The sequence below is a fragment of the Exiguobacterium sp. Helios genome, from assembly GCF_014524545.1.
Lineage (GTDB): Bacteria > Bacillota > Bacilli > Exiguobacteriales > Exiguobacteriaceae > Exiguobacterium_A.
This window is the reverse complement of record NZ_CP053557.1, coordinates 499,964-524,594: the sequence shown is the minus strand read 5'-3', so window position 1 is coordinate 524,594 and position 24,631 is coordinate 499,964. Positions and strand designations below refer to the sequence as shown.

General features: G+C 48.0%; 23 protein-coding genes. 12 read left to right on the top strand and 11 right to left on the bottom strand.

Translation table 11 applies throughout. The features are described from left to right. Positions 1-9 precede the first annotated feature (9 nt). Complete coding sequence (locus tag HNY42_RS02830) at positions 10-2,142, bottom strand: (Fe-S)-binding protein (RefSeq protein WP_188005028.1); 2,133 nt, start codon at positions 2,140-2,142, stop codon at positions 10-12. Positions 2,143-2,344: 202 nt separating this feature from the next. Between HNY42_RS02830 and HNY42_RS02825 the strand changes: the two genes are divergently transcribed. Beyond that, positions 2,345-2,689: a hypothetical protein gene (locus tag HNY42_RS02825; RefSeq protein ID WP_012369181.1), complete on the top strand. Its 345-nt coding sequence runs from the start codon at positions 2,345-2,347 to the stop codon at positions 2,687-2,689. A 155-nt stretch (positions 2,690-2,844) separates the two neighbouring features. On the opposite strand, the gene HNY42_RS02820 is transcribed toward HNY42_RS02825, so the two are convergent. The 5 genes from HNY42_RS02820 to HNY42_RS02800 form a co-directional block, all read right to left on the bottom strand. Next, complete coding sequence (locus tag HNY42_RS02820; protein WP_188005027.1) at positions 2,845-3,888, bottom strand: zinc-binding dehydrogenase; 1,044 nt, start codon at positions 3,886-3,888, stop codon at positions 2,845-2,847. 79 nt (positions 3,889-3,967) lie between these two features. Next, a complete protein-coding gene (locus HNY42_RS02815) occupies positions 3,968-4,408 on the bottom strand; it encodes an NUDIX domain-containing protein (protein WP_188005026.1) in 441 nt (146 codons plus the stop codon). A gap of 80 nt (positions 4,409-4,488) precedes the next feature. Next, positions 4,489-4,908, bottom strand: coding sequence for a hypothetical protein (locus HNY42_RS02810; RefSeq protein ID WP_014969289.1), 420 nt, complete (start codon positions 4,906-4,908; stop codon positions 4,489-4,491). Beyond that, positions 4,898-5,320 carry a YwiB family protein gene (locus HNY42_RS02805; protein WP_255508413.1) on the bottom strand — a complete coding sequence of 141 codons (423 nt, stop codon included), beginning with the start codon at positions 5,318-5,320 and terminating at the stop codon, positions 4,898-4,900. The genes HNY42_RS02810 and HNY42_RS02805 overlap by 11 nt, the downstream gene beginning before the upstream one ends. Before the next feature lie 113 nt (positions 5,321-5,433). Continuing rightward, the gene (locus tag HNY42_RS02800; protein WP_012369176.1) at positions 5,434-7,134 is read right to left on the bottom strand and encodes a glycoside hydrolase family 13 protein; all 1,701 of its coding nucleotides are present in this window, start codon (positions 7,132-7,134) and stop codon (positions 5,434-5,436) included. 366 nt (positions 7,135-7,500) lie between these two features. Between HNY42_RS02800 and HNY42_RS02795 the strand changes: the two genes are divergently transcribed. The 9 genes from HNY42_RS02795 to HNY42_RS02755 all read left to right on the top strand — a co-directional run bounded on the left by HNY42_RS02795 (position 7,501) and on the right by HNY42_RS02755 (position 17,418). Then, positions 7,501-8,940: an NAD-dependent succinate-semialdehyde dehydrogenase gene (locus HNY42_RS02795; protein WP_131503283.1), complete on the top strand. Its 1,440-nt coding sequence runs from the start codon at positions 7,501-7,503 to the stop codon at positions 8,938-8,940. Continuing rightward, entirely contained in the window at positions 8,937-10,562 is a 1,626-nt protein-coding gene (locus HNY42_RS02790; protein ID WP_188005025.1) for an acetolactate synthase large subunit, read from the top strand. Before HNY42_RS02795 ends, HNY42_RS02790 begins: the two co-directional genes overlap by 4 nt. Positions 10,563-10,567: 5 nt before the next feature. Further along, positions 10,568-10,894 (top strand): bacillithiol system redox-active protein YtxJ, encoded by a 327-nt coding sequence (ytxJ, locus tag HNY42_RS02785; protein WP_188005024.1) that lies wholly within the window; start codon positions 10,568-10,570, stop codon positions 10,892-10,894. Between the two features lie 230 nt (positions 10,895-11,124). Continuing rightward, complete coding sequence (locus HNY42_RS02780; RefSeq protein WP_131973395.1) at positions 11,125-12,657, top strand: DHA2 family efflux MFS transporter permease subunit; 1,533 nt, start codon at positions 11,125-11,127, stop codon at positions 12,655-12,657. 292 nt (positions 12,658-12,949) lie between these two features. Beyond that, complete coding sequence (locus HNY42_RS02775; protein ID WP_131503279.1) at positions 12,950-13,246, top strand: metal-sensitive transcriptional regulator; 297 nt, start codon at positions 12,950-12,952, stop codon at positions 13,244-13,246. 12 nt (positions 13,247-13,258) lie between these two features. Next, positions 13,259-15,391, top strand: a complete 2,133-nt coding sequence (locus HNY42_RS02770) for a heavy metal translocating P-type ATPase (protein WP_188005023.1) — start codon at positions 13,259-13,261, stop codon at positions 15,389-15,391. Continuing rightward, entirely contained in the window at positions 15,388-15,594 is a 207-nt protein-coding gene (locus HNY42_RS02765) for a cation transporter (RefSeq protein WP_114597139.1), read from the top strand. Before HNY42_RS02770 ends, HNY42_RS02765 begins: the two co-directional genes overlap by 4 nt. A gap of 84 nt (positions 15,595-15,678) precedes the next feature. Continuing rightward, positions 15,679-15,903 carry a hypothetical protein gene (locus tag HNY42_RS02760; RefSeq protein WP_131503277.1) on the top strand — a complete coding sequence of 75 codons (225 nt, stop codon included), beginning with the start codon at positions 15,679-15,681 and terminating at the stop codon, positions 15,901-15,903. 207 nt (positions 15,904-16,110) lie between these two features. Continuing rightward, entirely contained in the window at positions 16,111-17,418 is a 1,308-nt protein-coding gene (locus tag HNY42_RS02755) for a globin-coupled sensor protein (protein ID WP_188005022.1), read from the top strand. A gap of 51 nt (positions 17,419-17,469) precedes the next feature. Here the strand turns inward: HNY42_RS02755 and HNY42_RS02750 are convergent, their stop codons facing one another. From HNY42_RS02750 to HNY42_RS02730, 5 genes are all read right to left on the bottom strand, one after another. Further along, a complete protein-coding gene (locus tag HNY42_RS02750; RefSeq protein WP_255508412.1) occupies positions 17,470-18,090 on the bottom strand; it encodes a class F sortase in 621 nt (206 codons plus the stop codon). After that, on the bottom strand, positions 18,050-18,844 hold the full coding sequence (locus HNY42_RS02745; protein ID WP_188005021.1) for a DUF4397 domain-containing protein: 795 nt from the start codon (positions 18,842-18,844) through the stop codon (positions 18,050-18,052). The genes HNY42_RS02750 and HNY42_RS02745 overlap by 41 nt, the downstream gene beginning before the upstream one ends. A gap of 319 nt (positions 18,845-19,163) precedes the next feature. Then, positions 19,164-20,036, bottom strand: a complete 873-nt coding sequence (speB, locus tag HNY42_RS02740; RefSeq protein ID WP_012369162.1) for an agmatinase — start codon at positions 20,034-20,036, stop codon at positions 19,164-19,166. 60 nt (positions 20,037-20,096) lie between these two features. Continuing rightward, positions 20,097-20,936, bottom strand: a complete 840-nt coding sequence (gene speE, locus HNY42_RS02735) for a polyamine aminopropyltransferase (RefSeq protein WP_026829494.1) — start codon at positions 20,934-20,936, stop codon at positions 20,097-20,099. A gap of 143 nt (positions 20,937-21,079) precedes the next feature. After that, entirely contained in the window at positions 21,080-21,754 is a 675-nt protein-coding gene (locus HNY42_RS02730; RefSeq protein ID WP_131503274.1) for an NAD(P)H-dependent oxidoreductase, read from the bottom strand. 389 nt (positions 21,755-22,143) lie between these two features. Here HNY42_RS02730 and HNY42_RS02725 point away from each other — a divergent pair, with 389 nt between their 5' ends. Together HNY42_RS02725 and HNY42_RS02720 are read left to right on the top strand one after the other, a co-directional pair. Beyond that, positions 22,144-23,700, top strand: a complete 1,557-nt coding sequence (locus HNY42_RS02725; RefSeq protein ID WP_131503273.1) for a BCCT family transporter — start codon at positions 22,144-22,146, stop codon at positions 23,698-23,700. A 79-nt stretch (positions 23,701-23,779) separates the two neighbouring features. Next, positions 23,780-24,622 (top strand): metallophosphoesterase, encoded by an 843-nt coding sequence (locus HNY42_RS02720; RefSeq protein WP_131503272.1) that lies wholly within the window; start codon positions 23,780-23,782, stop codon positions 24,620-24,622. Positions 24,623-24,631: the final 9 nt, after the last annotated feature.

The following is a 24,631-nucleotide window of genomic DNA, read 5'->3' as shown; positions in this document are numbered from 1 at the left end:
TTTTTGAACTTAGTTTGTTACCGCTTCCTTCATCGGTGTTCCGACGATTGACCGTTCGAGCAGTTCGACGACATCATACGTCGCAACCTGCTCGTCGACTTCTTTCGCCTTCGTTCCGTCGCTGAGCATCGTCAGGCAGTACGGACAAGCAGATCCGATGACGGACGGTTGGACCGTCAACAACTGTTCCGTCCGGGCGACGTTCACCCGGGCGCCGACTTTTTCTTCCTGCCACATCATACCGCCGCCGGCTCCGCAACACATACCTTTTTCGCGGTTGCGTTCCGTTTCGACCAGTGTGATGCCCGGAATTTTCTCCAGGATGTAGCGTGGTGCGTCATAAATATCATTGTAACGACCGAGGTAACACGAATCATGATAGACGACCCGTTCACTGACCTCATGGGTTGGTGTAATCCTTTTGTCGTCAATCAACCGCGCGAGCAGCTCGGTATGGTGATAGACTTCAACATCCGGGCTGAGACCAAAGTCAGGATACTCGTTTTTGAATGTATTGTACGCATGCGGATCAATCGTGACGATTTTTTTGACGTCATATTTCTCAAACGATTTGATGTTTGCTTCCGCCAGTTCCTGGAACAGAACTTCGTTTCCGATCCGGCGTGGTGTATCGCCTGAGTTTTTCTCATCGTTTCCGAGAATCGCAAACGAGATGTCCGCTTCATTCAGGATCCGTGCAAACGCCATCGCGATTTTCTGACTGCGGCTGTCGTACGAGCCCATCGCGCCGACCCAGAAGAGGTATTCGAACGTTTCGCCGGCTTTTTTCTTTTCTTTTGCTGTCGGCACGACCAGCTCTTCGCGCGTCTTGCGCCAGTTTTCGCGTTCCTTCCGGTTCATGCCCCATGGATTCCCCTGGCGTTCGATATTCGCCATCGTCCGTTGCATCTCAGGATCCATTTTCCCTTCCATCATCACGAGGTGACGACGGAGATCGATGATTTTATCGACGTGTTCATTCATGACCGGACATTGATCTTCACAGTTCCGGCATGTCGTACACGCCCAAATTTCTTCTTCCGTGATAACGTTGCCGATTAAAGAATCCGGGACGACATCCATCTGTCCGGCTGCGGCAAGTGACGCAATTTGATTGCCTTGTGATCCTCCAAAGGCGAAAGCCGGTGCCCACGGTGACTTTTGCGTGATCGCTGCCGTTTTCATGTTGAGGTGATCACGAAGTTTAACGATCAGGTCCATCGGTGACAGCATTTTTCCTGTTCCGCTGGCCGGGCACATATTCGTACAGCGGCCGCATTCGACACAGGCATATAAATCGACGAGTTGTTTTTGATTAAAATCTTCGATCCGGTTAACCCCGAAACTGAACTCCGCCTCGTCATCTTCTGCTTCTTCCATGACTGACAGATCGATGGGCGTGATCCGTCCGACTTTTGATGTCCGGCCAAGCCAGACATTGGCTGTTCCGGCAATCAGGTGGGCGTGTTTGCCTTGCGGGATATAGACCATGAAGCTGAGTAAGAACAGCAAGTGCGCCCACCAGAAGAAGACAAACAATCCAAAGGCGACTTGTTGCGGCACCCAGCTGAATAGGAAGGCAATCGCCGACGCGACCGGTTCACCGAACGTGGAATGATTTTCATAAACTAAGAAAAATCCGTTTCCGAACAGAACAGCGACCATCAGACCGCCGATGAAAATCAAGGCAAGACCGGCCATGAAGTTCCGTTTCAGACGGACCAATTTTTCAACATAGCGGCGGTAGAATCCCCAAACGACCGCCACCAGAATGACGAGCATAACGATTTCCTGGAAAAATGTAAAAATCGGATACAGTGGACCGAGCGGGATGTGCGGGAAGCGTTGTCCGACTGCGAGCCCCTTCCAGATGAAATCAATCGCTCCAAATTGAACGAGTAAAAATCCGTAAAACATCATGACATGAATCGTCCCGCTTTTCTTGTCCTTCAGCAGTTTCTTTTGCCCAAAGACATTGACGAGAACAGCGTTCAGACGTTCTTTGTTCGTCAGCGTCCATTCCGCTTTTTTCCCCCGGCGAATCGCCTCGTACCGACTCTTGACGAGCGTCACGAATAAATAGCCCGCGTACCCTGCGACAAGCAGGAAGGCGATCCAGTTAATCAGTAAAAATGTCCCCATAAAACAAGCCCCTTTCCCCCTAAAGCCATTATTTGATATGAGTATAGCATATAATGAATGACTATTCATTCATTATTTTACTGTTTTTTCTTCTATCTTAATCATTGACTATACCTTACAAAAAAACCGTTTAAATTGAAAAATAAGTAGGTTAAAATTAAAAAGTTCTAATATATGTATATTTTGTAGGAGGTAATTGGCTTTGAACGGAATTTTACAACATTCAAGCGGCTTAATTAAAGAAGTAAAAGCAGGATTCTCATGGACAACATTCTTTTTTGGATTCTTTCCAGCATTTTTCCGAGGCGATATTAAATGGGGATTGATTCAATTGATTGTCGGTATCGTCACTACACTTTTGACTGCCGGTTTCGGGGGATGGATTGTCAATATCGTCTTTTCTTTCTTATACAATAAAATTTACATCAATGATTTAATCGAAAAAGGCTATCGTCCGATTGACCATTCATTCCAACAAGCATTAAAACAACGTGGAATTCATGCAAAGTTGTTATCTGAAACTCCGACTTCACAATCAGCAGTGTAATACTCTTTCCTGTAACTATCTCTAAAAAATAAGGATGACGGATGCGTCACTCTTCATATTCAAAGAGGACACCGGATTTCAATTCCGGTGTCCTCTTTGAATTATCGAGAATTTATTCGCTTCCCAAGACTCCTCCAGAAAGAAAACTATAGGCTTCAATCCGCCTTCAGTATCAACACGATTTTCCCGAGTTTGCCTGTCTCTTTAAAATACGACTGGGCTGCCGCCGCTTTCTCAAGCGGAAACGTCCGATCAATGACCGGTTCGAGTTTACCGTCAGCAATCGCTTCAAGCATCCGTCCGAACTCGTCACGCGTTCCAAGCACTGAGCCGTAAAATGTTAAGTGCTTCAGGTACAGCATTCGAAAATCGAGGTCCGTCTGTTGTCCGCCGGCAGAACCGGAAATACAGAATTTACCACCATTTTTTATAACAGTCATAACCGTTTTGAATAACGCATCCCCGACGACATCGAGTACGGCGTCAACTGGTCCGCTGTTAACAGCTAGGATGTCTTCTGTCAATTGATCGGAACGGTAAGACACGACGTATTTCGCCCCAAGACGCTTCAATTCCTGTTCGATCTTCATGTCGCCGACGACGGCAATCACAGTTGCTCCAAACACCCGCGAGGCGATTTGAACGTTCAACGAGCCGACACCGCCGCTCGCTCCGGTTACGAGGACGGTTTGTCCCGGCTGTAACTGGAGTTGTTCGTTCATATGCCATGCCGTCAAGCCACTGACGGAAAAAACAGCACTTTTGACGTAATCGTCAAGCGGCATGTCGTAACAGAGCGTTGCCGGCCAGACGACATACTCGGCGTATCCCCCGTCATATTCCGATCCGATGAACGCCATATCTTCACTGATATGTTCCGTTCCATCGGCGCCACTTGAAGTAAACGGAAACAGGACGACATCTTGACCAACCCGGGAGGGATCAACACCGCTCCCGACTTCAATGATCCGGCCGCTGATATCGGAACCAGGGACACGGGGAAACTGAACGCCCTCCGGTTTCCAACCCGATTTGTCATCCGTTCCGTAGGCGCCTTCTCGCATCCAAATTTCTGTGTTGTTGATGCCGCATGCTTTCACTTCGACCAGGACTTCCCCAGCGCGCGGTGTCGGGACTGGACGTTCGATGACTTCGAGTTGCTCGACACCGCCGTATCCGTTGACTTGGACAACTTTCATATGTTTTCCTCCATCTCTAAAACAATTTCTCTTTATCCCTTGTCCGCTTTTTAAAAGCTTTAGACTTTATTCTGTGAAATTACCAGACCATATTTTCGTACAGATAATAAGATTTGGATGTCTCATTCAAATAATCCTGCAACGGTTCAAGCACATCACGATTCAGGAGATAGTCCCCAAGCTGTTCGATCGGTACCCACTGACAGGCAACGACTTCTCGGTCAGGATCGTTCAGTGACAGCTCTCCTGTCACCGAACATTCAAAATACGTGACAAGACTATGGGCGTCAAACTGTTCGATGAAGTTTTCTGTGACGTAAGCCAGTTCGAACGTTTCGACGGACAGCCCGGCCTCTTCTTTCATCTCCCGTTGCAATGCTTCTTTTAAAGTTTCACCGTCTTCAATCACACCGCCCGGCAGACTCCAAACCGCTTCCGCTCCATCCTCCTGATTTTTGACCAACAGCAACTGCTGCTCCTGCCTGACAATCGCAGCGACAATCCGGTATAACGTTCTCATGCTGATTCCCCCTGTGTCATGAACATAAAAAAAAGCAGCCCGTTCAAATATCCTTTGAATGGAACTGCTTTGGCACGTACTTATTCTAATCCAAGCGATTGCGGTAATTTAACGGCACGTGCATACGCCGTTTTGTAATCTTTTTTCGCGACAGCCTGTTCGACTTCGCGGAGGGCCGGATGGTTTTCTTCTGAAAACGCCCCTAAAATCGTCAGGTACCGTTCGTAGACCGAATCATCTTCCTTGCGTGCATGAAGCAACGCCGTGTAGAGCATGACCGTATCTTCTCCGTACAAGACCGGTAAATCTTCGTTGATCAATAATAACGAATCAATCGCATCGGAATCGACCTTCGAATTGTATTCCGTCATGACCTGTTCTGCGAGCGCCTCGAGCTGATCGCGCCACTCGTTGTACTTCGGTTCGTCATTCTCTAACCACTCGAACCAATCTTCTTCGAGCATCTGTTCCATCTCTTTTACTGTTTGTTCAAATGCCATGTGTTTCACTCCGTTCCCAAGTTAATTCAATCGTATACAGGCCGACCGGCTGATGGTTCATCATCAGCTCGTACTGGAATTGCATCCGTTGTTCTGTCATTTCGATGGTAGCTGTTTCCGTCTCCATCACCATTTGGCCAAACTGGCTCTCATAACCACTTTTTGTCTTCTGACCTAAAATGAAGACATGATGCATCGAGACCGGACCTTTCCGGTTCAAGGCGACCTGATCGTGCGACCACTTGATGGTCGTATCGATCGGTTGTTCATCTTCTTGCATGAACTTCAGAGCAAACCCGTCTTTTGTTTCAAACAAGGTTCCCTCTGCTTCTAGTTCAACGGACTCCCGCACCGCGTCATCCTGAATCGATGTCACTTGGCGCAGGCGGACCGGGTAACGTACTGGTTTCACTTCTATCACCTCATCGTCTAGCGTACACGATTTTCTTCTGTCCTGCATCTTCTTGATTTCTTTTTTCACGACAGCAAAGGCTGGATTTGGCATCTGCCAAATCCAGCCTTGTTTTAACGTACGCGGTACAGGCGTGCTTCGAAAGGTTGAAGCGTGAGTTCGGTTCCTTCATGATACGTTGTCTCATAGTTCGCAAGCATGATGTTATCCGAATGGAGGATGATGTCGGTGTCGACTTCCGCCACTTCGTCTTTCAGGTTCGTCACAATCAGGAACTGTTCGTTTCCGAGCGTCCGCGTGTAACCATAGACTTTTGTATCTTCCGGAAGAATGAGATCGTATTCTCCGTAAATCAACGTCTCTTCCATCTTCCGGATTTGAATCATCCGTTTATAGAAGTTCAGGATCGAATCCTCATCGGCTTGCTGCGCCGCCACGTTGATGTCGGCAAAGTTCGGATTGACACCGAACCATGGGGATTGTTCTGAGAAACCGCCGTTTTGTTCATTTGTCCACTGCATTGGTGTCCGGGAGTTATCACGCGACGAGTTCCAGATGACTTCCATGATCTCTTCGTGTGTTTTCCCTGATGCCAGTTGCATGTTGTACATGTTTTTCGTCGCGACATCATCGTAGTCGGAGATATCCGGGAACTGGACGTTCGTCATCCCGATTTCTTGTCCTTGATAGATGAACGGTGTTCCTTGCATGAAGAAATACATCATCGCAAGTGACTTCGCGCTTTGTTTCCAGTATTGTCCTTCATCACCCCAAAGGGAGACGGAGCGGACCTTATCGTGGTTTTCAAGATACAGTGCATTCCAGCCTGTTTCTTCAAGTCCTTTTTGCCATTTCGTCAAAACTTGTTTCAGTTTAACAACGTCGACGCCTTTTTCGGCATCTGCCCGCCACAGGTCCATGTGTTCAAACTGGAAGACCATGTTCATCTTGCCGTTTTCTTCTCCGACCCAAAGATCTGCTTCTTCCGGCGTTACACCGTTTGCTTCACCGACTGTCATGATGTCGTATTTTGAGAACGTCTCGTTTTTCAATTCTTCGAGATATTCGTGAATTCCTTCGACATTCATGTGCATCTCAAACGATGGCACGTGCGGCATGCCGAGTGGATTCGGAAGATCTGCGTACGACTGATCTTTATTAATGTGGCTGATGGCATCAATCCGGAAACCATCGACCCCTTTGTCGAGCCACCAGTTGATCATCGTGTAGACCGCTTGGCGCATGTCTTTATTCCGCCAGTTCAAGTCAGGTTGACGACGTGAGAAGACGTGCAGGAAATACTGCTCGGTCTTTTCATCGTATTCCCAAGCGGAACCGCCGAAGATACTTTCCCAGTTATTCGGTTCACCGCCGTTGACGGCATCCTTCCAGATGTACCAGTCGCGTTTGTCATTATCTTTTGACGAACGGGATTCGAGGAACCACGGGTGTTCATCCGACGTGTGGTTGACGACTAAATCGAGTAATACTTTAATGTCACGTTTATGTGCTTCTTCCATTAATAAATCAAAATCGGCCATCGTTCCGAATTCGTCCATGATGTCTTCATAATCACTGATGTCATATCCGTTGTCATCATTCGGTGATTTGAACATGGGGCAAATCCATAGTACATCGACTCCGAGATCTTTCAGATAATCCAATTTTGCGATGATACCCGGGATATCGCCGATTCCATCATTGTTTGCATCATAAAAGCTGCGTGGATAGATTTGGTAAGCAACGGCTTCTTTCCACCAAGCTCGTGTAAGTGTTTTTTGTGCCGTTTCAGGGCGCGGTATCATTTGTGTCATTATGGATAAATCCTCTCGTATTTCAGTCTTTGTTGTCCGTTTTTTTATACTAATTCTTGATATTTTATAGTAATCATCGGTTCATTCTAATTAAGCGCAACCGATTGCGCAAATACCCTATATTTATCTTATCAAACCCAGTTGGAATGTCAATGATTCGGGACATTCTCCATCACTTCACACATGTATGAAATTTGATTCTTTACGAATTGTTATTGAAAAAATACATTACATTTACTGAATTATCCTACACTGTTTATCGGTCAATTTCTAGCCATTTGCACAACCTTTTTCGGAAAAGCGAATCTTTTTTTCAATCTTCGGGTATATCTTTAACAATGCGAATAAAAAAGGGGGATTTTGTAAATGAAGGGGCAGTTTTTAATCAATGGGCAGTGGCTCGATCAGGGACGTGAACGGACGGATGTGAAAAATCCGGCGACAGGTGAAATCGTCGGCAGTGTGCCAAACGGAACGAAATCCGATGTTAATGAAGCGGTTGAAGCAGCTCACAAGGCTTTTCCGGAATGGTCGAAACGGACGGTTTATGAACGCGCGGCGCTTCTTGAAAAATTGTATGCGAAAATGCTTGAGAAAAAAGATGAATTGGCCCGCTTGATGACACTCGAGATGGGCAAACCGCTCGCGGAGTCGGAAGGTGAAGTCGAGTACGCGGCAAACTTCGTCAAGTGGTTTGCGGAAGAAGGAAAACGGGCTTATGGCCGGATCATCCCGTCGCATGATGCGACTAAACGTCTCCACGTCATCAAACAACCGGTCGGGGTCGTCGCTGCGATTACCCCATGGAACTTCCCGGCTGCCATGATTACCCGGAAATTGGCACCAGCGCTCGTCGCAGGCTGTACATTTGTCCTGAAACCACCAACGGCTACTCCATTGACTGCACTCCGGCTGCTTGAACTTTGTCAGGAAGTCGGCATTCCGGACGGCGTCGTCAATGCGGTGACCGGAAGCGGAAAAGACTTAGGCGAATCCCTCGCCACTCATCCACATGTTGCTAAGATCACGTTCACGGGGTCGACGGAAGTCGGTCGGACGTTGATGGCGCAAGGCGCAGAGACCATCAAAGCCATGTCACTCGAACTTGGCGGACACGCCCCGATTCTTGTCTTTGACGATTGCGACCTCGATCTTGCCGTCCGGGAAACGATCAAATCGAAGTTCCGCAACGGCGGACAGACCTGTGTCTGCGGAAACCGTATCTACGTATCGGATTCAATCTATGATGCGTTCGTTGAAAAGCTCGGTCAGGAAACCGCTAAACTCAAAACCGGCAACGGACTGGAAGAAGAAACAAAGATCGGTCCGATGATCAATAAGGCCGGCTTCGATAAGGTCAAAAAACATGTTGATGATGCGACATCGGCGGGTGCCCGCGTTGTCACCGGCGGATCAGGACAAACGGATGACGAAAACGAAGTCTACTATTATGAGGCAACCGTTCTTGCGGATGTCACTCCGCAGATGCTGATCATGAATGAAGAAACCTTTGGTCCGGTCGCACCTGTCCAGCGCGTCAGTTCGGATGAAGAAGCTGTCCATTATGCCAACCAAACGCCGTTTGGTCTTGCCTCTTACGTCTTTACGAACAATTATGCCCGCGCTTTTAAAGCCATCGAGCATCTCGACTACGGCATCGTCGGATGGAATGACGGTGTGCCTTCAGCCGCTCAGGCCCCGTTCGGCGGTATGAAACAATCCGGTGTCGGTCGCGAAGGCGGATCGGAAGGTCTTGAAGCCTACCTTGAGACGAAGTATGTATCGATTGGCGGACTCGACCAATGAACGCGGCCGAACGATTTGTCCAGTGTCTGGAGGCCGAGGGGGTCACGCACATTTTCGGCGTTCCCGGTGAAGAGAACATCACCTTACTTGAAGCAATCAGCAAATCAGATATCACGTTCATCACGACACGTCATGAGACGAATGCCGCCTTCATGGCTTCGATGTTCGGCCGGTTGAGCGGGCGCCCCGGCGTTTGTCTGTCGACGCTTGGTCCCGGAGCGACCAACATGATGACGGGAATCGCAAGTGCGACGATGGATCACTCGCCGGTCGTCGCCATTACCGGACAAGGTGCGACGTGGCGCCAACATAAAGCGTCCCATCAAATGTTTGATTTAGTCGAGATGTATCGGCCGATCACGAAAGCAAGTACATCGATTGTGTCGGGAGACATCATTTCAGAAGTCGTTCGCCAAGCCTTCGCGAAGGCGGTTTCCGAAAAACCCGGTGCGACGCATCTCTCGTTCCCGGAAGATATCGCAAAAGCCGATGTTGATGCCAAGACACCGATTTTACGCGACAGTACTCCGACCTTCCTGCATCCGACATCGGTTACGGACAGTGATGTCCTGTTACAAATCGAACAAGCAGAACGGCCGGTCGTGATTGCCGGATTCGGTATCAACCGGAGTGGCGCTACGGATGCTTTTCATGCTTTCTTCGAGCGGTTAGGCGCCCCTGTCGTCGAGACGATGATGGGAAAAGGAACAATCTCGTCTTTTCATGAGCTCGCAGCCCATACGATCGGCTTACCGAATGCCGATTATAACCAACGGATTCTGGATCAAAGTGATTTGATTATCGCTGTCGGCTACGATATTACAGAGTTGCCGCCCTCGAAGTGGAATCCGAATCAGACGCCCGTTTTGCATATTGATACGAATCAGCATGAAATCGATCAGTTCTATCCTGTCGTCGCGAATTTAATTGGATCGTTACCTGACATTCTGCATCTGCTTTCGGAAAGTATTCCGAACCGGTCCTGGACCGGATGGCAACAGGACCGCGACCGGTTGCGTCAGGAAATCCGGGCGACGTATTCCCTTGCCCTTCCGTTGCATCCCCAAAGCATCGTGCGTGAGCTCGAACAGGCAACCGGTGAGGACGGGATGATTTTTTCAGACGTCGGGGCCCACAAAGTATGGCTCGGACGGCATTTTCAGACGACACGCCCTAATCAATTGTTTATCTCGAACGGTTTTTCTTCGATGGGATACGGCTTGTCGAGTGCGATTGCCGCTAAACTGTTACACCCGGATCAACGTGTCCTCTGCGCTTCAGGTGACGGTGCCTTCTTAATGAACGGTCAGGATCTCGAGACCGCAGTTCGGTTGAAATTGCCGATCGTCGTCATCATCTGGCGCGACGGCACATACGGACTGATTGAATGGAAACAACAGCAAGCGTACGGTCGTGCACCTTATATCGAATTCGACAATCCGGATCTCGTCAAACTGGCGGTCGCCTTTGGAGCACTTGGTCTGCGTGTCGGAGAACATGGCACCCTGTCCAGTTGTCTTGAACAAGCTTTTCTGAGTGACGTACCCGTTTTAATTGACTGTCCGGTCGATTACAGGGAAAATCTGAAGTTAAGTGACCGTTTACGGACTTATGGAGGCTGATAAAAATGACACAACTCAGAAAATTACAATCGATTTCCGACTTTGATCAATTCGTTTCCGAACATGCAACATTCGTGATTTGTAAACACAGCACGACCTGTCCGATTAGTTCAGCCGGTTTTTCCGCCTATACGAAGTATGCGGATACGACAGAAATTCCGACTGCTTATTTATTGATTCAGGAAGCACGGACATTATCGAATCACATCGCAGAACAGTACAACGTCCGGCATGAATCACCGCAAGTCTTGTTCATTCAAGATGGAAAAGCGGTCTGGACGACCTCTCATTATGACATCACGACAGATGCCTTACACACGTACGTCGGATGATTGTCCCGGCATTTCTAAGCGTGCGCCTTTTCCTGTTGCTTCCTAACAGGAAAAGGCGCACGTTTTTTTGATGATTTCATATTCCATTACAGCCCGTCTTCTTCATAACAAATAAAATTACCTTTCTTAGCTATTAATATTTGTAATTCAAGCTAATTCAGATTAAGATAGACAACAGATATAACGACCGTATAGAATTGTGTACTGTTAGTTCATTAAGGAGGAAAACCATGTCACACGAAAAATCTGCTACCGCTCGTCCCCCTTACGGCATCCTTGCCGTATTGATGATTGGTGCCTTTATCGCTTTTTTAAATAACACATTACTGAACATTGCTTTACCTTCCATCATGAAGGATCTTGAAATTGAAACGTCAACGGTCCAGTGGTTATCGACCGGTTTCATGCTCGTCAACGGGATTTTGATCCCGACCTCTGCTTTCCTGATTCAAAAATTCTCAGTCCGTCGTCTGTTCCTGCTCGCGATGACGTTGTTCTCTGCCGGTACGATTCTTGCCGGCTTCGCGGATGCTTTCCCGGTCTTGCTTGCCGGACGGATGGTCCAGGCTTCCGGATCCGCAATCATGATGCCGCTTCTGATGAACGTCATGCTCGTCAGCTTCCCGATTGAAAAACGCGGAACGGCGATGGGCTTCTTCGGACTCATCATGATGGGTGCTCCCGCAATTGGTCCAACTCTTTCCGGTTGGATCATCGAACATTACGATTGGCGGATGTTGTTCCACTTCATTACACCAATCGCCTTACTTGTCCTCGTTGCCGGATTCGTCCTGCTTCGTGATGTAAAAGAACGGTCTAACGCTAAACTCGACTTTATGTCTGTCGTCTTGTCGTCCTTCGGATTCGGCGGTCTGCTCTATGGTTTCAGTTCTGCCGGCTCAAAAGGTTGGGACAGTCTGCAAGTCATTTTAGCGTTGATTATCGGAGTCGTCGCACTCGTCACGTTCATCACACGTCAGTTGAAAATGGAACGTCCGATGCTGAACTTCAAAATTTACCGTTATCCGATGTTTGCTTTATCGTCCGTCATCTCGATGGTCGTCACAATCGCGATGTTCTCCGGTATGTTGCTGTTACCGATTTACGTTCAGACGATTCGCGGAATTTCTCCGCTCGATGCCGGTCTGATGTTACTACCGGGTGCGATCCTCATGGCGGTCATGTCACCGATCAACGGGAAACTGTTTGATAAAATCGGCGGTCGTCCACTTGCCATCACAGGCTTGTTCATCACCGTCGTCACGAGTTATTATTTCAGTCAGCTTAAAATGGATACGACCTATACACACTTGATCATTCTCTACTCACTCCGGATGTTCGGGATGTCGATGGTCATGATGCCGGTCTCGACGAACGGTCTCAACCAATTACCGACGCGTTACTATCCACACGGAACGGCGATGAATAATACGTTGCAACAAGTTTCCGGTGCAATCGGAACGGCACTTCTCGTTACAATCATGTCTACGCACGCAAAAACGCGTGGAACGGAACTTGCACAAGAAGCAGCGAAAAACATGACGAGCCAACCCACAGCGGAAGCCGCAGCCGCGATGAAACAACAAATCATCATGCAGGCAACGCTTGACGGCATCAACTATGCGTTCTTCATCTCAACGTTCATCGCAGGTCTCGCGTTTGTTCTGTCGTTCTTCATTAAACGGGCGACCCAAGCGGAAGACATCATCAGTAACCGGTCGTTGAATGAACAAATCATTAAACCGCAAGTTTCCAATCAATAACGCCAAGAGGTTTTTCCCGTTATCGGGAAGAACCTCTTGTTGTTTGCTTTGAATCGTTTTCCTGGAACAATCATCGCGCCGCTTCGCTTCGCTGCAGGGTCGCTCCTGCTTGTTTTTTTCCTAGGAAGCGATTTCGAGCAAACGAACACTTTTTCTTTGATGATTAGGCGACGGACACCAAATCCGTTGCCTTTTTCATTTGGTTTTTTTGAAAATCAATCTTTATACTAGTACCCCCTATACCTATATGATATACTCAATGTATCAACTAACCAAGAAAGAGGTGTTCCCCATGACGCATGATCATCCTCTTGTTCCCCGTTCCGCGGAAGAACAAGACGCCTTATTGAAACGTTTAAAACGAATTGAAGGCCAAGTCCGCGGCATTGCCAACATGGTCGCAGAAGACCGGTATTGTATCGATATCCTGACCCAGACCGCATCGATTCAAGCGGCGCTCCGCCAAGTCGAGTTGCAGGTCATCGAACGCCACGTCAAAATGTGTATGCACGATGCGGCGACCGGCAAACAGGATACAGATGTCTACGTTGATGAACTGATGGCCGTTATTGCCCGTCTTAAGAAGTAAGGAGGGATTTCAATGTCGAAAACGATGGAACTGAATATCGAAGGCATGACGTGTGCGGCCTGTTCGGCCCGGATAGAAAAGGTCTTGAACCGGATGGACGGAGTCGAAGCCACCGTCAACCTGCCGCTCGAAACAGCACGGATTGATGTTCCGGAAGAGATGGATGAACAACTGATTTTAGATAAGATTAAAAAAATCGGATATGGTGCCACGATTAAAACGACGCCACACGAACAGGTGCAAAACCGCCGGATGCTCTACCGTTTTTGGATTGCCGCTTTCTTGTCCCTGCCGTTACTGCTCAGTATGGTCTCCCACATTCCGAACAGTCCGATCCATCTGCCTTGGCTCATGAACCCCTGGCTGCAGTTCGCCCTGGCGACGCCGGTCCAGTTCATCATCGGTGCCCCCTTCTATGTCGGTGCCTATAAAAGTCTTCGGAGCGGGAGTGCCAACATGGACGTCCTGGTCGTACTTGGAACGTCCGCAGCCTATTTCTATTCCGTTGCCGAAATGATGATTCACTCGGTGATGCCGAATCTCTACTTTGAGACCAGTGCTGTTCTGATTACGCTCGTCCTGCTCGGAAAAGTCCTCGAGGATCGTGCCAAACAAAAAACAACGGGTGCCATCAAAAGCCTCCTTTCCTTGCAGGCGACAGATGCTATCGTCCTGGAGCAAGGCGTCGAGCGGACGGTTTCACTCGATCAGGTTCAACCCGGCATGCAGTTGATCGTTAAACCCGGTCAAAAAATTCCGGTCGACGGTGTCATCACAGCCGGTGATGCTTATCTCGACGAATCGATGTTGACCGGAGAACCACTTCCGGCTCATAAAGGAATCGAGGATGTTGTAATCGGCGGGACCTTGAACACGAACGGTCACCTGACGATTCAAGCCACGAAAGTCGGTCAGGAGACGATGCTCGCAAGCATCATCCGTGTCGTCGAACAAGCGCAAACGGAAAAAGCCCCTATTCAGCGTCAGGCCGACCGGATTTCCGGTATCTTCGTCCCGATCGTCGTCGCCATAGCACTCGTGACGCTTGCCGTCTGGTGGTGGACGACCGGTTCATTCGCCGAAGCGATTCGTCCGGCAATTGCCGTTCTCGTTATTGCCTGTCCCTGTGCCCTCGGTCTTGCGACTCCGACATCGATCATGGTCGGGACGGGTAAAGGGGCAGAACACGGTGTTTTGTTTAAAGGAGGAGCACAACTCGAGTCGTTACAACACGTGGATGCTGTTGTCTTTGATAAGACCGGAACATTGACGATTGGCCGCCCGGTCGTGATCGAGACGTTCGGACAGGAACAGGCACTCGATTTTGCAGCGGCTCTTGAAAAAAAATCGGAACATCCACTGGCTCATGCCATTACCGAAGAGCGCGATGTCGTCTTTGACATCGAACACTTTACAGTCGATCCGGGACGCGGTGTCCGGGGATCGATTATGAATCAGGACATCATGGTCGGGTCGGCACGGATGATGGAGGAACACGGCTTCTCCCTGCCCGACTGGACATCTGTCGGCGCAACCGTTGTGTATGTCACGGTAAACGGAACGATTGAAGCGGGTTATGCGATCCGGGATGAGCTGAAACCGACTACCAAACAGGTCATTCAGGAGATTCAGCAGACAAAAGCGGTTTACCTGCTGACCGGAGACCGGCGCGAAGTCGCCCTACAACTCGCAACGGAACTTCAGATTCCACAGACCAATGTCTTTTCCGATGTCCTGCCGATTGAAAAAGCTGATCATATCAAAGCCCTTCAATCGAAAGGACAACGGGTCGCGATGGTCGGAGACGGGATCAATGATGCGCCGGCTCTTGCGACGGCAAATGTCGGGATTGCCCTCGGCAGCGGAACAGATGTCGCACTCGAAGCGGCAGATGTCACGTTACTTGGACATGACCTGCAGCAAGTCCTTACAGCCATCCGGCTCAGCGAACAAACGATGAAGAACATTCGGCAGAATCTGTTTTTCGCCCTCGGTTATAATGCAATCGGGATTCCGATTGCCTGCCTCGGCCTGCTTGCCCCTTGGGTCGCAGGTGCCGCGATGGCATTCAGCTCTGTCTCTGTCGTCACAAATGCGTTACGCTTAAAACGTATTCCACTATCCAAAGGAGGAAACCAATCATGAAAGAAACAACTTTAACTGTCGTCGGAATGACGTGCAATCACTGTAAAGCAAGCGTCGAATCGGCGTTAAACGAACTCAATGGTGTAACGAATGCAACCGTCTCACTTGCAGACAACAATGTTACGGTGACACATGAAGACGTCGCAACAGAACGTCTCGTCGAAGCGATTGAAGAAATTGGATACGATGTTCCGACTGCCTAATTTTTTAGTCAAACTGCGCGAAACATGCAGTTTGGCTTTTTTATTTTGAAAAAAACGGGAATGGTTCTACAAGGAGGGGTTCGTATGGTACCGAAAATCGAATTCGTAGAACACTTCGATGACAACAAAGGAAAACGATTTAAAATCGAACTTTGGAATCTCGGAACCTTCACATTCAGTGCTGAATCAGCCAAAGGACCTGTCACCCGGTTTACGTCCATCGACATTCAATTCGTCCAAACTTGTGTGAATCGGATGCGATCGATTGTCGATGCCAAAAAAGCCTTCCAAGAAGATCAACCGGTTTAAATCACCGTTTGACATATATAGCAGGTACCCTTCGTTTCAGAAGCGGTCATTCCACTCATGGTCCTTGATCATGAGTTTTTTGATTTCAGGTCAATACTTTATTCACATCCGACAAATTCTTCAGAAAACGATTATCAGAGTTCTTAAAACAGCCGATAACAAATAAGACATTAAAAATCTTAATTCCAAGAAAATCGGGGGCATATCGTGCGCAATCCATTTAAAGCTAAATCATCGATGTCGACCTATCAGGCGACAATCGGATTCCCAGACAAACGACTAATCACTAAAACCAGTGATCCGACCTTAACCGGACGCCTGGAATACATGGGCTATACGGAAGAACATCTGCAAACTTTGAAAGCCATGGCGCCTATCGTCAACAGCATTTTGGATGAAGTGCTCGAGCAAGTACTTGATCATTTACTTCTTCATCCTGAAATGGTTCAAATCGCTCAAAATTCATCCACACGCGAACGTCTGAAAAAAGTATTTGCCGACTACTTCGGTAGTTTATTGACAGGAAATATGGATGATAAATTTCTTGCGATGCGGACACGAATGGGGAAAACCCATAACCGTAACTTCGTCCCGGTGACTTGGTTCATCGCTTCTTATGCGGCGTTCAATACATTGTTGATTCCAAAAATCGTCGAACATTTCCAACATGATCCGGCACGATTGACGAATGCGATTCTGGCGCTGAATCATGCGATGAATCTTGATGCTCAAATCGTGACAAGCCAGTATGTTGATGCCCGCTTGCATGAAGTGAGTGCAGCCAACGAATCACGGAGCCGTCTGTTGCAGGACGTCGTCCGTGTCAGTCAAGAAGTCGCAAGCACCGTCGAACAGACGGAAGAAGCGATTTCCGAGACGAGCCGCCGGGCGACACAAATCTTATCCGAAACGGATCAAACGGAAAAAACAAGCCGTAATCTGGTCGGATTGACGTCAGAAAATGAGACGAAAATGGATAAAATGGAGCAGCAGTTTGTACAGGCAACGGAACAGGTCAGTACTTCATTGACAAGTATCCAGCAACTGAAAACGACATCAGACGAAATCGTCAAGATGACACAAGGCATCGAAGATATTGCCAATCAGACGAACTTACTTGCCTTGAATGCTTCCATTGAAGCGGCTCGTGCCGGTGAACACGGTAAAGGATTCTCTGTCGTCGCAATCGAAGTCCGTAACTTGGCGGAAAATGCGAAATTACTCAGCAGCAGTATCAATACGTTGATTCAAAAAAATAACGGGAACATCAATGAACTCGTTTCCCAAATGGATGATATCACCCGGTCAAATTCTGCTTCCCGTAACGAACTTCAACAAGTGAAGAGCGGTATCCATACCGTTAAACAGGAAATGGAAAACTATCTGGAGATGTTCGGTCGCAACAAAAACGACTTAAGCCAAATCGTTCAAACGATTCAAGGAATCAGTCAGACGACCCAAGGATTGTCTGCCTTAACGACAGATCTCGTTGCCGCTTCTGAAGTCAATACTTGAGCAAACGAAATAAACGAAGGGACCTTTCCGCTAACGGAGAGGTCCCTTCGTTTATTTTTCCTGTTCGGCCGTCACAACCAATCGCTGATCGTATCCTTTTGATTGGGTAAACGTTCCGACACAGGTGATTAACGTTAAACGTTGCGCAAGTGTCGCACCAAAAATTGATCCGACAGGTGCCTGGTCAACGGGATAAGACATTACGTTCGTCACCACGTATGAAACCTGTTCTCCCGTTTTAGAACTTACTTCAATCCGTTGTCCCCGTTTCACTTTTGCCAAGTCATAAAAGACAGCCGGACCATCCGTGTCATCTAAATGTCCTGCCAAAATGACATTGCCGGTCTGATTGGCTTTTGCCCCGTATTGGTACCAACCGACTTGATCCGTCTGCTTCGGAACATCCATCCGTCCCTTATCATCTTTTCCAACGACTTCAATCTTTGCATTCACATCGATCGCCGGGATTTTTAAACGGTTCGGTATGAATGTTTCGACGGCTTCTGCTTTTGAGTCAGACTTTGGTGCCGGTGATTCGACGACAGGTGGTGCCGGTTCCTCAGAGCGCGGCGGAGAAGCCTCTTCTACTCCTCCACACCCTGCAAGCACCACGGTGAGAAATAATAAGAGATTACGCGTTTTGTTTACGACGGACGACATAAGCTGTCCCAACAAGTGCAGCTCCAGCAAGTGCTACGAGTGCCCAAGTTGTCGCCATCGAAGAATTTTCAGTTGTTCCGCCGAGACCAGTGTCCGGCATTGCTGCCATTTCACCGCCGTCCGGAATCAGGAGGACGTCAAAGGCCGGTTCGCCTTCAAGGAGTCCAATTGCGAGTGCTGTATAGTTTTTGCCACTGTCGAGTTTGATACCGTCGAGTGCTTTAACGACATCCATTGCACCGGCTGGTCGTACTTCAAGGTCGTACGTACCGGCATCCAGTGTACCGTAGTCAGAGACTTTCGAGAACTCGAGGTCGCTGAAGAGCGGATCTCCACCTTTTGGTGCGACATCAACGGCTGGTGCATCCGGTGCAAAGTGAGCGACACGGACCATTGATTTTCCATCTTCGCCTTTGCCGTTATCTTCCATGACAGCAAGTTTGATATCTGCCAATTTACCGATTACGGCTACAGAATAGAATTTTCCGGCTTCGATGTTGAGTGTTTGAGAAAGTACAGGATCTTTTGTTGTACCGGCTGCGAAGACTTCTATTTTATGTTCTCCGGCTGGGAGAGTGAGATAATCTGTAACGGCTTTAAATTCTGCTCCTGAGACTGCTTTTTTGCCATCGACGGCGATGTCCACTGCGGGAGCATCAGGTGAAGCGTGAATCACACGAACCATTGCATCGTCTGCTGCACCTACCGGGAGCACAAATAGTGCGAATAGCAGAGCAGCTGTGACGAAAGATAAGAGTTTCTTCATCTTTTTTTCCACCTCTCATGTCATGATGTATTTCGCTCTCAAACCAACATTTCGTTTTACATTCAGAATATTCTGTTTGTGGTGACATCTTAAACTTAAAGCAAGTGTTCAAACCTGTAAATGTCTGAGTGTGCTTTCTTGTCAGGAAAAACACATTAAGTTTCCTGACGAAATGAGATGATTTCCGTCCGTATGATCACATTCATTTTACTGTGTACCCGCACTGTTGCTGTTCGGTTTTGGTAACTGCGGTTTGTATGAACTGTCTGTCTGACAACAAAAAGGTCAGATTCCGCAAAAACGGATCTGACCTTTTCTTTTACTTTATAAAACCAATCATCATTTCACGCAAGACTTTAGCAGCCGCAATTGCTGTCATGTCTGACTGATCATACGCCGGGCAAACCTCTACGAGATCGGCTCCGATGACATCAACATCAGCCCGTGCAATCATATGGACGACTTCAAGTAATTCCTTTGTCGTCACGCCGCCGATTTCCTGTGTTCCCGTTCCGGGTGCCGCCGAAGGATCAAGGACATCGATATCGATTGTCACGTAGACCTTTTTACCGGCAAGTTTCGGTAAAACTGCTTTCAACGGTTCAACGATTTCGTATTTGAACAGGTTGTAACCGGATGTCTTCGCCCATTCAAACTCTTCTTTCATCCCTGAACGAATCCCGAACGAATAACAGTTTTCCGGTCCAATCAAGTTCGCGATTTTTTTGAGAGGTGTCGAGTGCGACAACGGTTCTCCTTCATACGAATCGCGTAAGTCCGTATGTGCATCAAAGTGCAGGACAACAAAATCTTCGTAATGTTTATCAAAAGCTTTGACGACCGGCCATGTAACGAGGTGTTCGCCGCCCATACCGAGCGGGAACTTACCTGCCGTCAATAACGAGTCTACGTATTCTTCAATCATATCAAGTGATTTTTGCGCATTACCGAACGGAAGCGGGATATCTCCAGCGTCAAACAGTTTCGCATCGGCGATATCGCCGTCAAGATACGGACTGTATTCTTCAAGTCCGAGTGAGACCTCACGGATCCGGGCCGGGCCAAACCGTGAACCGGGTCGGAAACTGACCGTCCAGTCCATCGGCATACCGTACAACACACCTTTTGCATCTTCGTGAGTCGGTTGACTCGCGATAAATACCTTACCTGAGTAAGCTTCATCAAATCGCATCATTATTCCTCCAGTCATAGAAAGGAGTGCCCCTGAAAACGGAACACTCCTGACGTTTAATTAGATCGTTAAGTCTTTGACGAACTTCGGTAGCGCGAATGCAGCTGTATGAAGTTCCGGTGTATAGTATTTCGTTTCGATATCGTGGAAACGCTCTGGTGCGACAGCGAGGGGATCATGTTTTTTCGATCCAATCGTAAATGTCCACAGACCGCTCGGATACGTCGGAACGTTGGCAATGTAGAGTTTTGTGATCGGGAAGATTTCTTTAACGTCGCGTTGCACATCACGGATTAAGTCCGGTGTGAACCACGGGTTATCCGACTGAGCGACGAAAATACCGTCTTCTTTTAATGCTTTTGAGATTCCTGAGTAGAATCCTTTTGTGAACAGGTTGACGGCCGGACCGACCGGTTCCGTTGAATCCACCATGATGACATCATATTCGTTGACTGCTTCTGCAATATGCATGAATCCGTCTCCGACGATGACTTCAACACGTGCGTCATCAAGACCACCTGCGATGTTTGGTAAATATTTTTTCGAGTATTCGATGACTTTTCCGTCGATTTCGACAAGAACCGCCTTCTCAACAGATGGATGCTTCAAGACTTCACGGATGACTCCGCCGTCTCCTCCACCAACGACCAAAACAGATTTTGGATTCGGGTGTGTGAAGAGTGGAACGTGTGCGACCATTTCGTGATAGACAAACTCATCACGATCTGTCGTCATGACCATTCCGTCAAGTAACAACATTGTACCGAACTCGTCCGTCTCAACCATCTCCAGGCGTTGAAACTCCGTTTGTTCGCTCTCATAAACGTGGTTGACACGGAATGTGATACCGTAATCTTCCGTTTGGTGTTCCGTGAACCATAACTTTAATTTTTGTTCCATTTGCGATAGAACCCCTTTCTTTCATCAAGACAAAAGTTGTTCGTATGCGAGTGGCGTTTACGGCGCTTCTTAATCATACAAATGCGAGTATACCGGACTTTGAAAGAAACTTCTATATAATTCGAAAAGATTCGACTGTTTTTTTAGTCGACGAACGTGACGATTTCATCCAGGCACCGACGCTGCTTCGCCCGTTTCGGTTCATCCGCCCGGTAGCCGAATGCGACCATGACCGGTACGGTGAAAACAGACCGGTCGAGCACACCGTGCCGTTCGAGAATCTGTTCCACTGCCTGCTGATCGAATCCTTCAATCGGACACGAGTCGATGCCGATTTGCGCTGCTGTCGACATCATGTTTCCAAGCGCGATATAAGCTTGTTTCGCCGACCAATCGGCCATCGCCTTTTCATTATCCCCAATCTTGAAATCTTCTTCGAGGAACAGACCGTACCGTTTTGTCCGACCGGCTTTTGCTTCATCCGACAGACCGAGTACATCCATCATATGTTTCACGTGCTCCCCGTCCGGTTGCATCTGTCCACCTGTCCGGGCCATAAAGATGACGTAGTGGCTCGCTGTCGGCAATTGACCTTGTGCTCCCCACGAGACGTCCCGAATCTCATTTCGAACGGCTTCGTTTTGAATGACAAGCAGATTCCATGGTTCGTATCCGAAAGAACTCGGTGAAAGACGCGCTGTCTCCAAAATAAATGAAAAATCTTCTTCTGTTATTTTTTTAGTCGGATCAAATGATTTGGTTGCATGCCGGAACTGAAAAGCATCGATAATCTGTTGTTTTGTCTGATTGTGATTCATAACTGATTCCTCCTGATTAATATGATGACTACCTGATACGATATCAAACCCGTTTCACTCCGTCTGTTTTTTTGCTTCATCAATGTATCTGAAATGCATGTTACAAAACATCTGAAGCGGGAAATAATAAATAATTCGATCATTTCAACCTTTTCTATCCCCTTGATTCAGACCCGTCATTTCAGGCTTTATTTGAATTTCGTTAGTTTTTCTACTGTCCGTCCCCTTCCCATCATTACCCATTTCGGTTTGCCAGTCTGCTCCATCTTTGTTACGGTTAGAACTTGCGTGATAAGGTTTTGTTTTCAAATGACACGGGTATTACTAATGTCGTTGTCTAAAAGAGTTACAAAACTACATGTAAAATTCGAAAGAAGGTGTTGATCACGATGGAAAATAAACGAAAAAGTAAAATTACGAATGTCTTTATCATCTCTGTCATTTTCTGTGTGCTCTTTACCATATGGGGAATCTTGCCTGAATCACTCATTGGTGCCGCAAATCTTGGCAATGTCACAGGCATCGCTCAAAACTTTGTTTCGAACGGCTTCGGCTGGCTTTATCTTTTTGGTATGAGTGCCTTTTTATTAATTGCCATCTTTTTAATTTTTTCACGTTTTGGTTCAATCCGACTCGGTAAGGACTCCGATCGTCCCGAGTACGGTCTGATCTCATGGTTCGCGATGTTATTCAGTGCCGGCATGGGGATTGGTTTAGTCTTTTGGGGTGTCTCAGAACCACTGACCCATTTTCATACCCCCCCGGTCGCAACAAATGATTTAACAGAAGCTGCTCCACTCGCCATGCGTTATTCCTTTTTCCACTGGGGTCTGCATCCGTGGGCACTCTACGCGGTCGTCGCCCTCGCCATCGCTTACTCGACGTTCCGTAAAGGACGTCCGGCCACAATCGGTGATACCGTTGCTTCCCTGATGAAACCGAAGTACGAAGCGGCCGGTAAAGGAACAGTTGAAGTACTTGCCATTGTAGCTACGGCATTTGGTGTTGCCACGTCACTCGGTCTCGGAGCCCAACAAATTTCAGGTGGACTTCACTTCCTTGTCGACGGCATCCCGAACTCCTTCATGACCCAATTAATCATCATTTTAGTCGTATCCGTCCTCTATATGATGAGTGCCGCTTCCGGTCTTGATAAAGGAATCGTCCGCTTGAGCAACGCCAATATTGTCTTGGCGATCCTCTTGATGGTTGGGGTTCTCTTCCTCGGACCGTTCAGCTTCATCATGGATCTGTTTGTTCAAACGACAGGTGCTTACTTGCAAAACCTACCGACAATGAGCTTCCGGGCGTCAGCCTTCAATCCCGATGAACGGGGATGGATCAATGACTGGACAATCTTCTACTGGGCATGGTGGATTTCCTGGTCGCCGTTCGTCGGAACGTTCATCGCCCGTGTCTCAAAAGGACGGACAATTCGTGAGTTCGTACTTGGCATCATGCTGGTACCGACAATTTTCGGTCTGCTCTGGTTCTCTGTTTTCGGTGGATCTGCGATTTGGAACGAACTGTTCAACAATGTTGATCTCATTTCAACGGTCAACGAAAAAGGAGTCGAAACCGGTATGTTCGCCTTGTTCGAAACATTCGGTGGTCTCGGAACATTCCTCAGTATCATTGCTGTCTTCTTGATCACGACGTTCTTCATCACGTCTGCCGACTCCGCGACGTACGTCCTCGGGATGTTATCTTCCGGCGGTAGTCTGTTGCCGAGTCTCCGCATCAAATTGACATGGGGAATCATCCAGTCGTCAATCGCAGCTGTTCTCTTGTACGCAGGCGGACTCAGCGCCTTGCAGGCCGCAGCTGTCCTTGCCGCCTTCCCGTTCATCTTCGTTGTCGGGATGATGGTGATTGCCCTGTTCATGGATCTGTCCAATGAACCGGATGCTGCGAAATCAGCCGACGAGTTGAAAAAAGAAGCCTAACTGCAGTCAGACCCTGTCTTCCGTCAGGCGGAAGTCAGGGTCTTTTTGGTATGCTGAATACAAGAAAAGGGGTGAGGACTTGCGCGTCAAGAAAAAATGGTTTATTCCCATCGGCATTCTCGCTCTCAGTAGCTGGTTTTTGTACCGAGAAAATAATCAAATCGACACGACGGCAGTAACGGTCCAATCGGATAAACTGCCTGCCGCGTTTAATGACTATAAGATTTTACAGATTGCCGATCTGCATGGTAAATCCTTTGGTTCCCGTCAAAAGGTTCTTTTGAAAAAAGTGAATAAACTGCAGCCGGATGTCATCTTAATGACCGGTGACTTGATTGATTCAAGACGTAATGGAGAAGAAGAAGCACTTCAGCTGATGAAACAGCTGATACCGGACTATCCGGTCTATTTCGTGACAGGCAATCATGAAGTCCGTCTGAATTTGACGATTTTACCGAAGCTTGAACGACTTGGCGTCACCGTCCTTCGAAATACATCCGTTCCGCTTGAACGAGACGGTCAGTTCATTGAGTTGCTTGGAATTGACGATCCGACGACGACCCGTTGGAGTGAAGGGCTGCAGGAGCCGGATGGCATCCGGCAAAGTCTCGATCAAGCCCAGTCGACTGCTGATCCCCGTGCTTTTCAACTATTGATGGCGCACCGTCCGGAATATTTACCGTTGTACGCGGAACGGAAAGTCGATTTGGTGTTATCGGGTCATGCCCATGGCGGACAAATCCGGTTACCGTTCACGGACGGCATGTATGCTCCCGGTCAAGGCTTTTTCCCTGAACTGACAGCTGGACAGCATACGATGGAGAACACACGGTTGATCATCAGCCGTGGGCTCGGCAACAGCTTATTTCCGTTCCGAATCTTTAATCACCCTGAGTTAATTGTCGTGACGTTACGCAGATAATCAATCAAA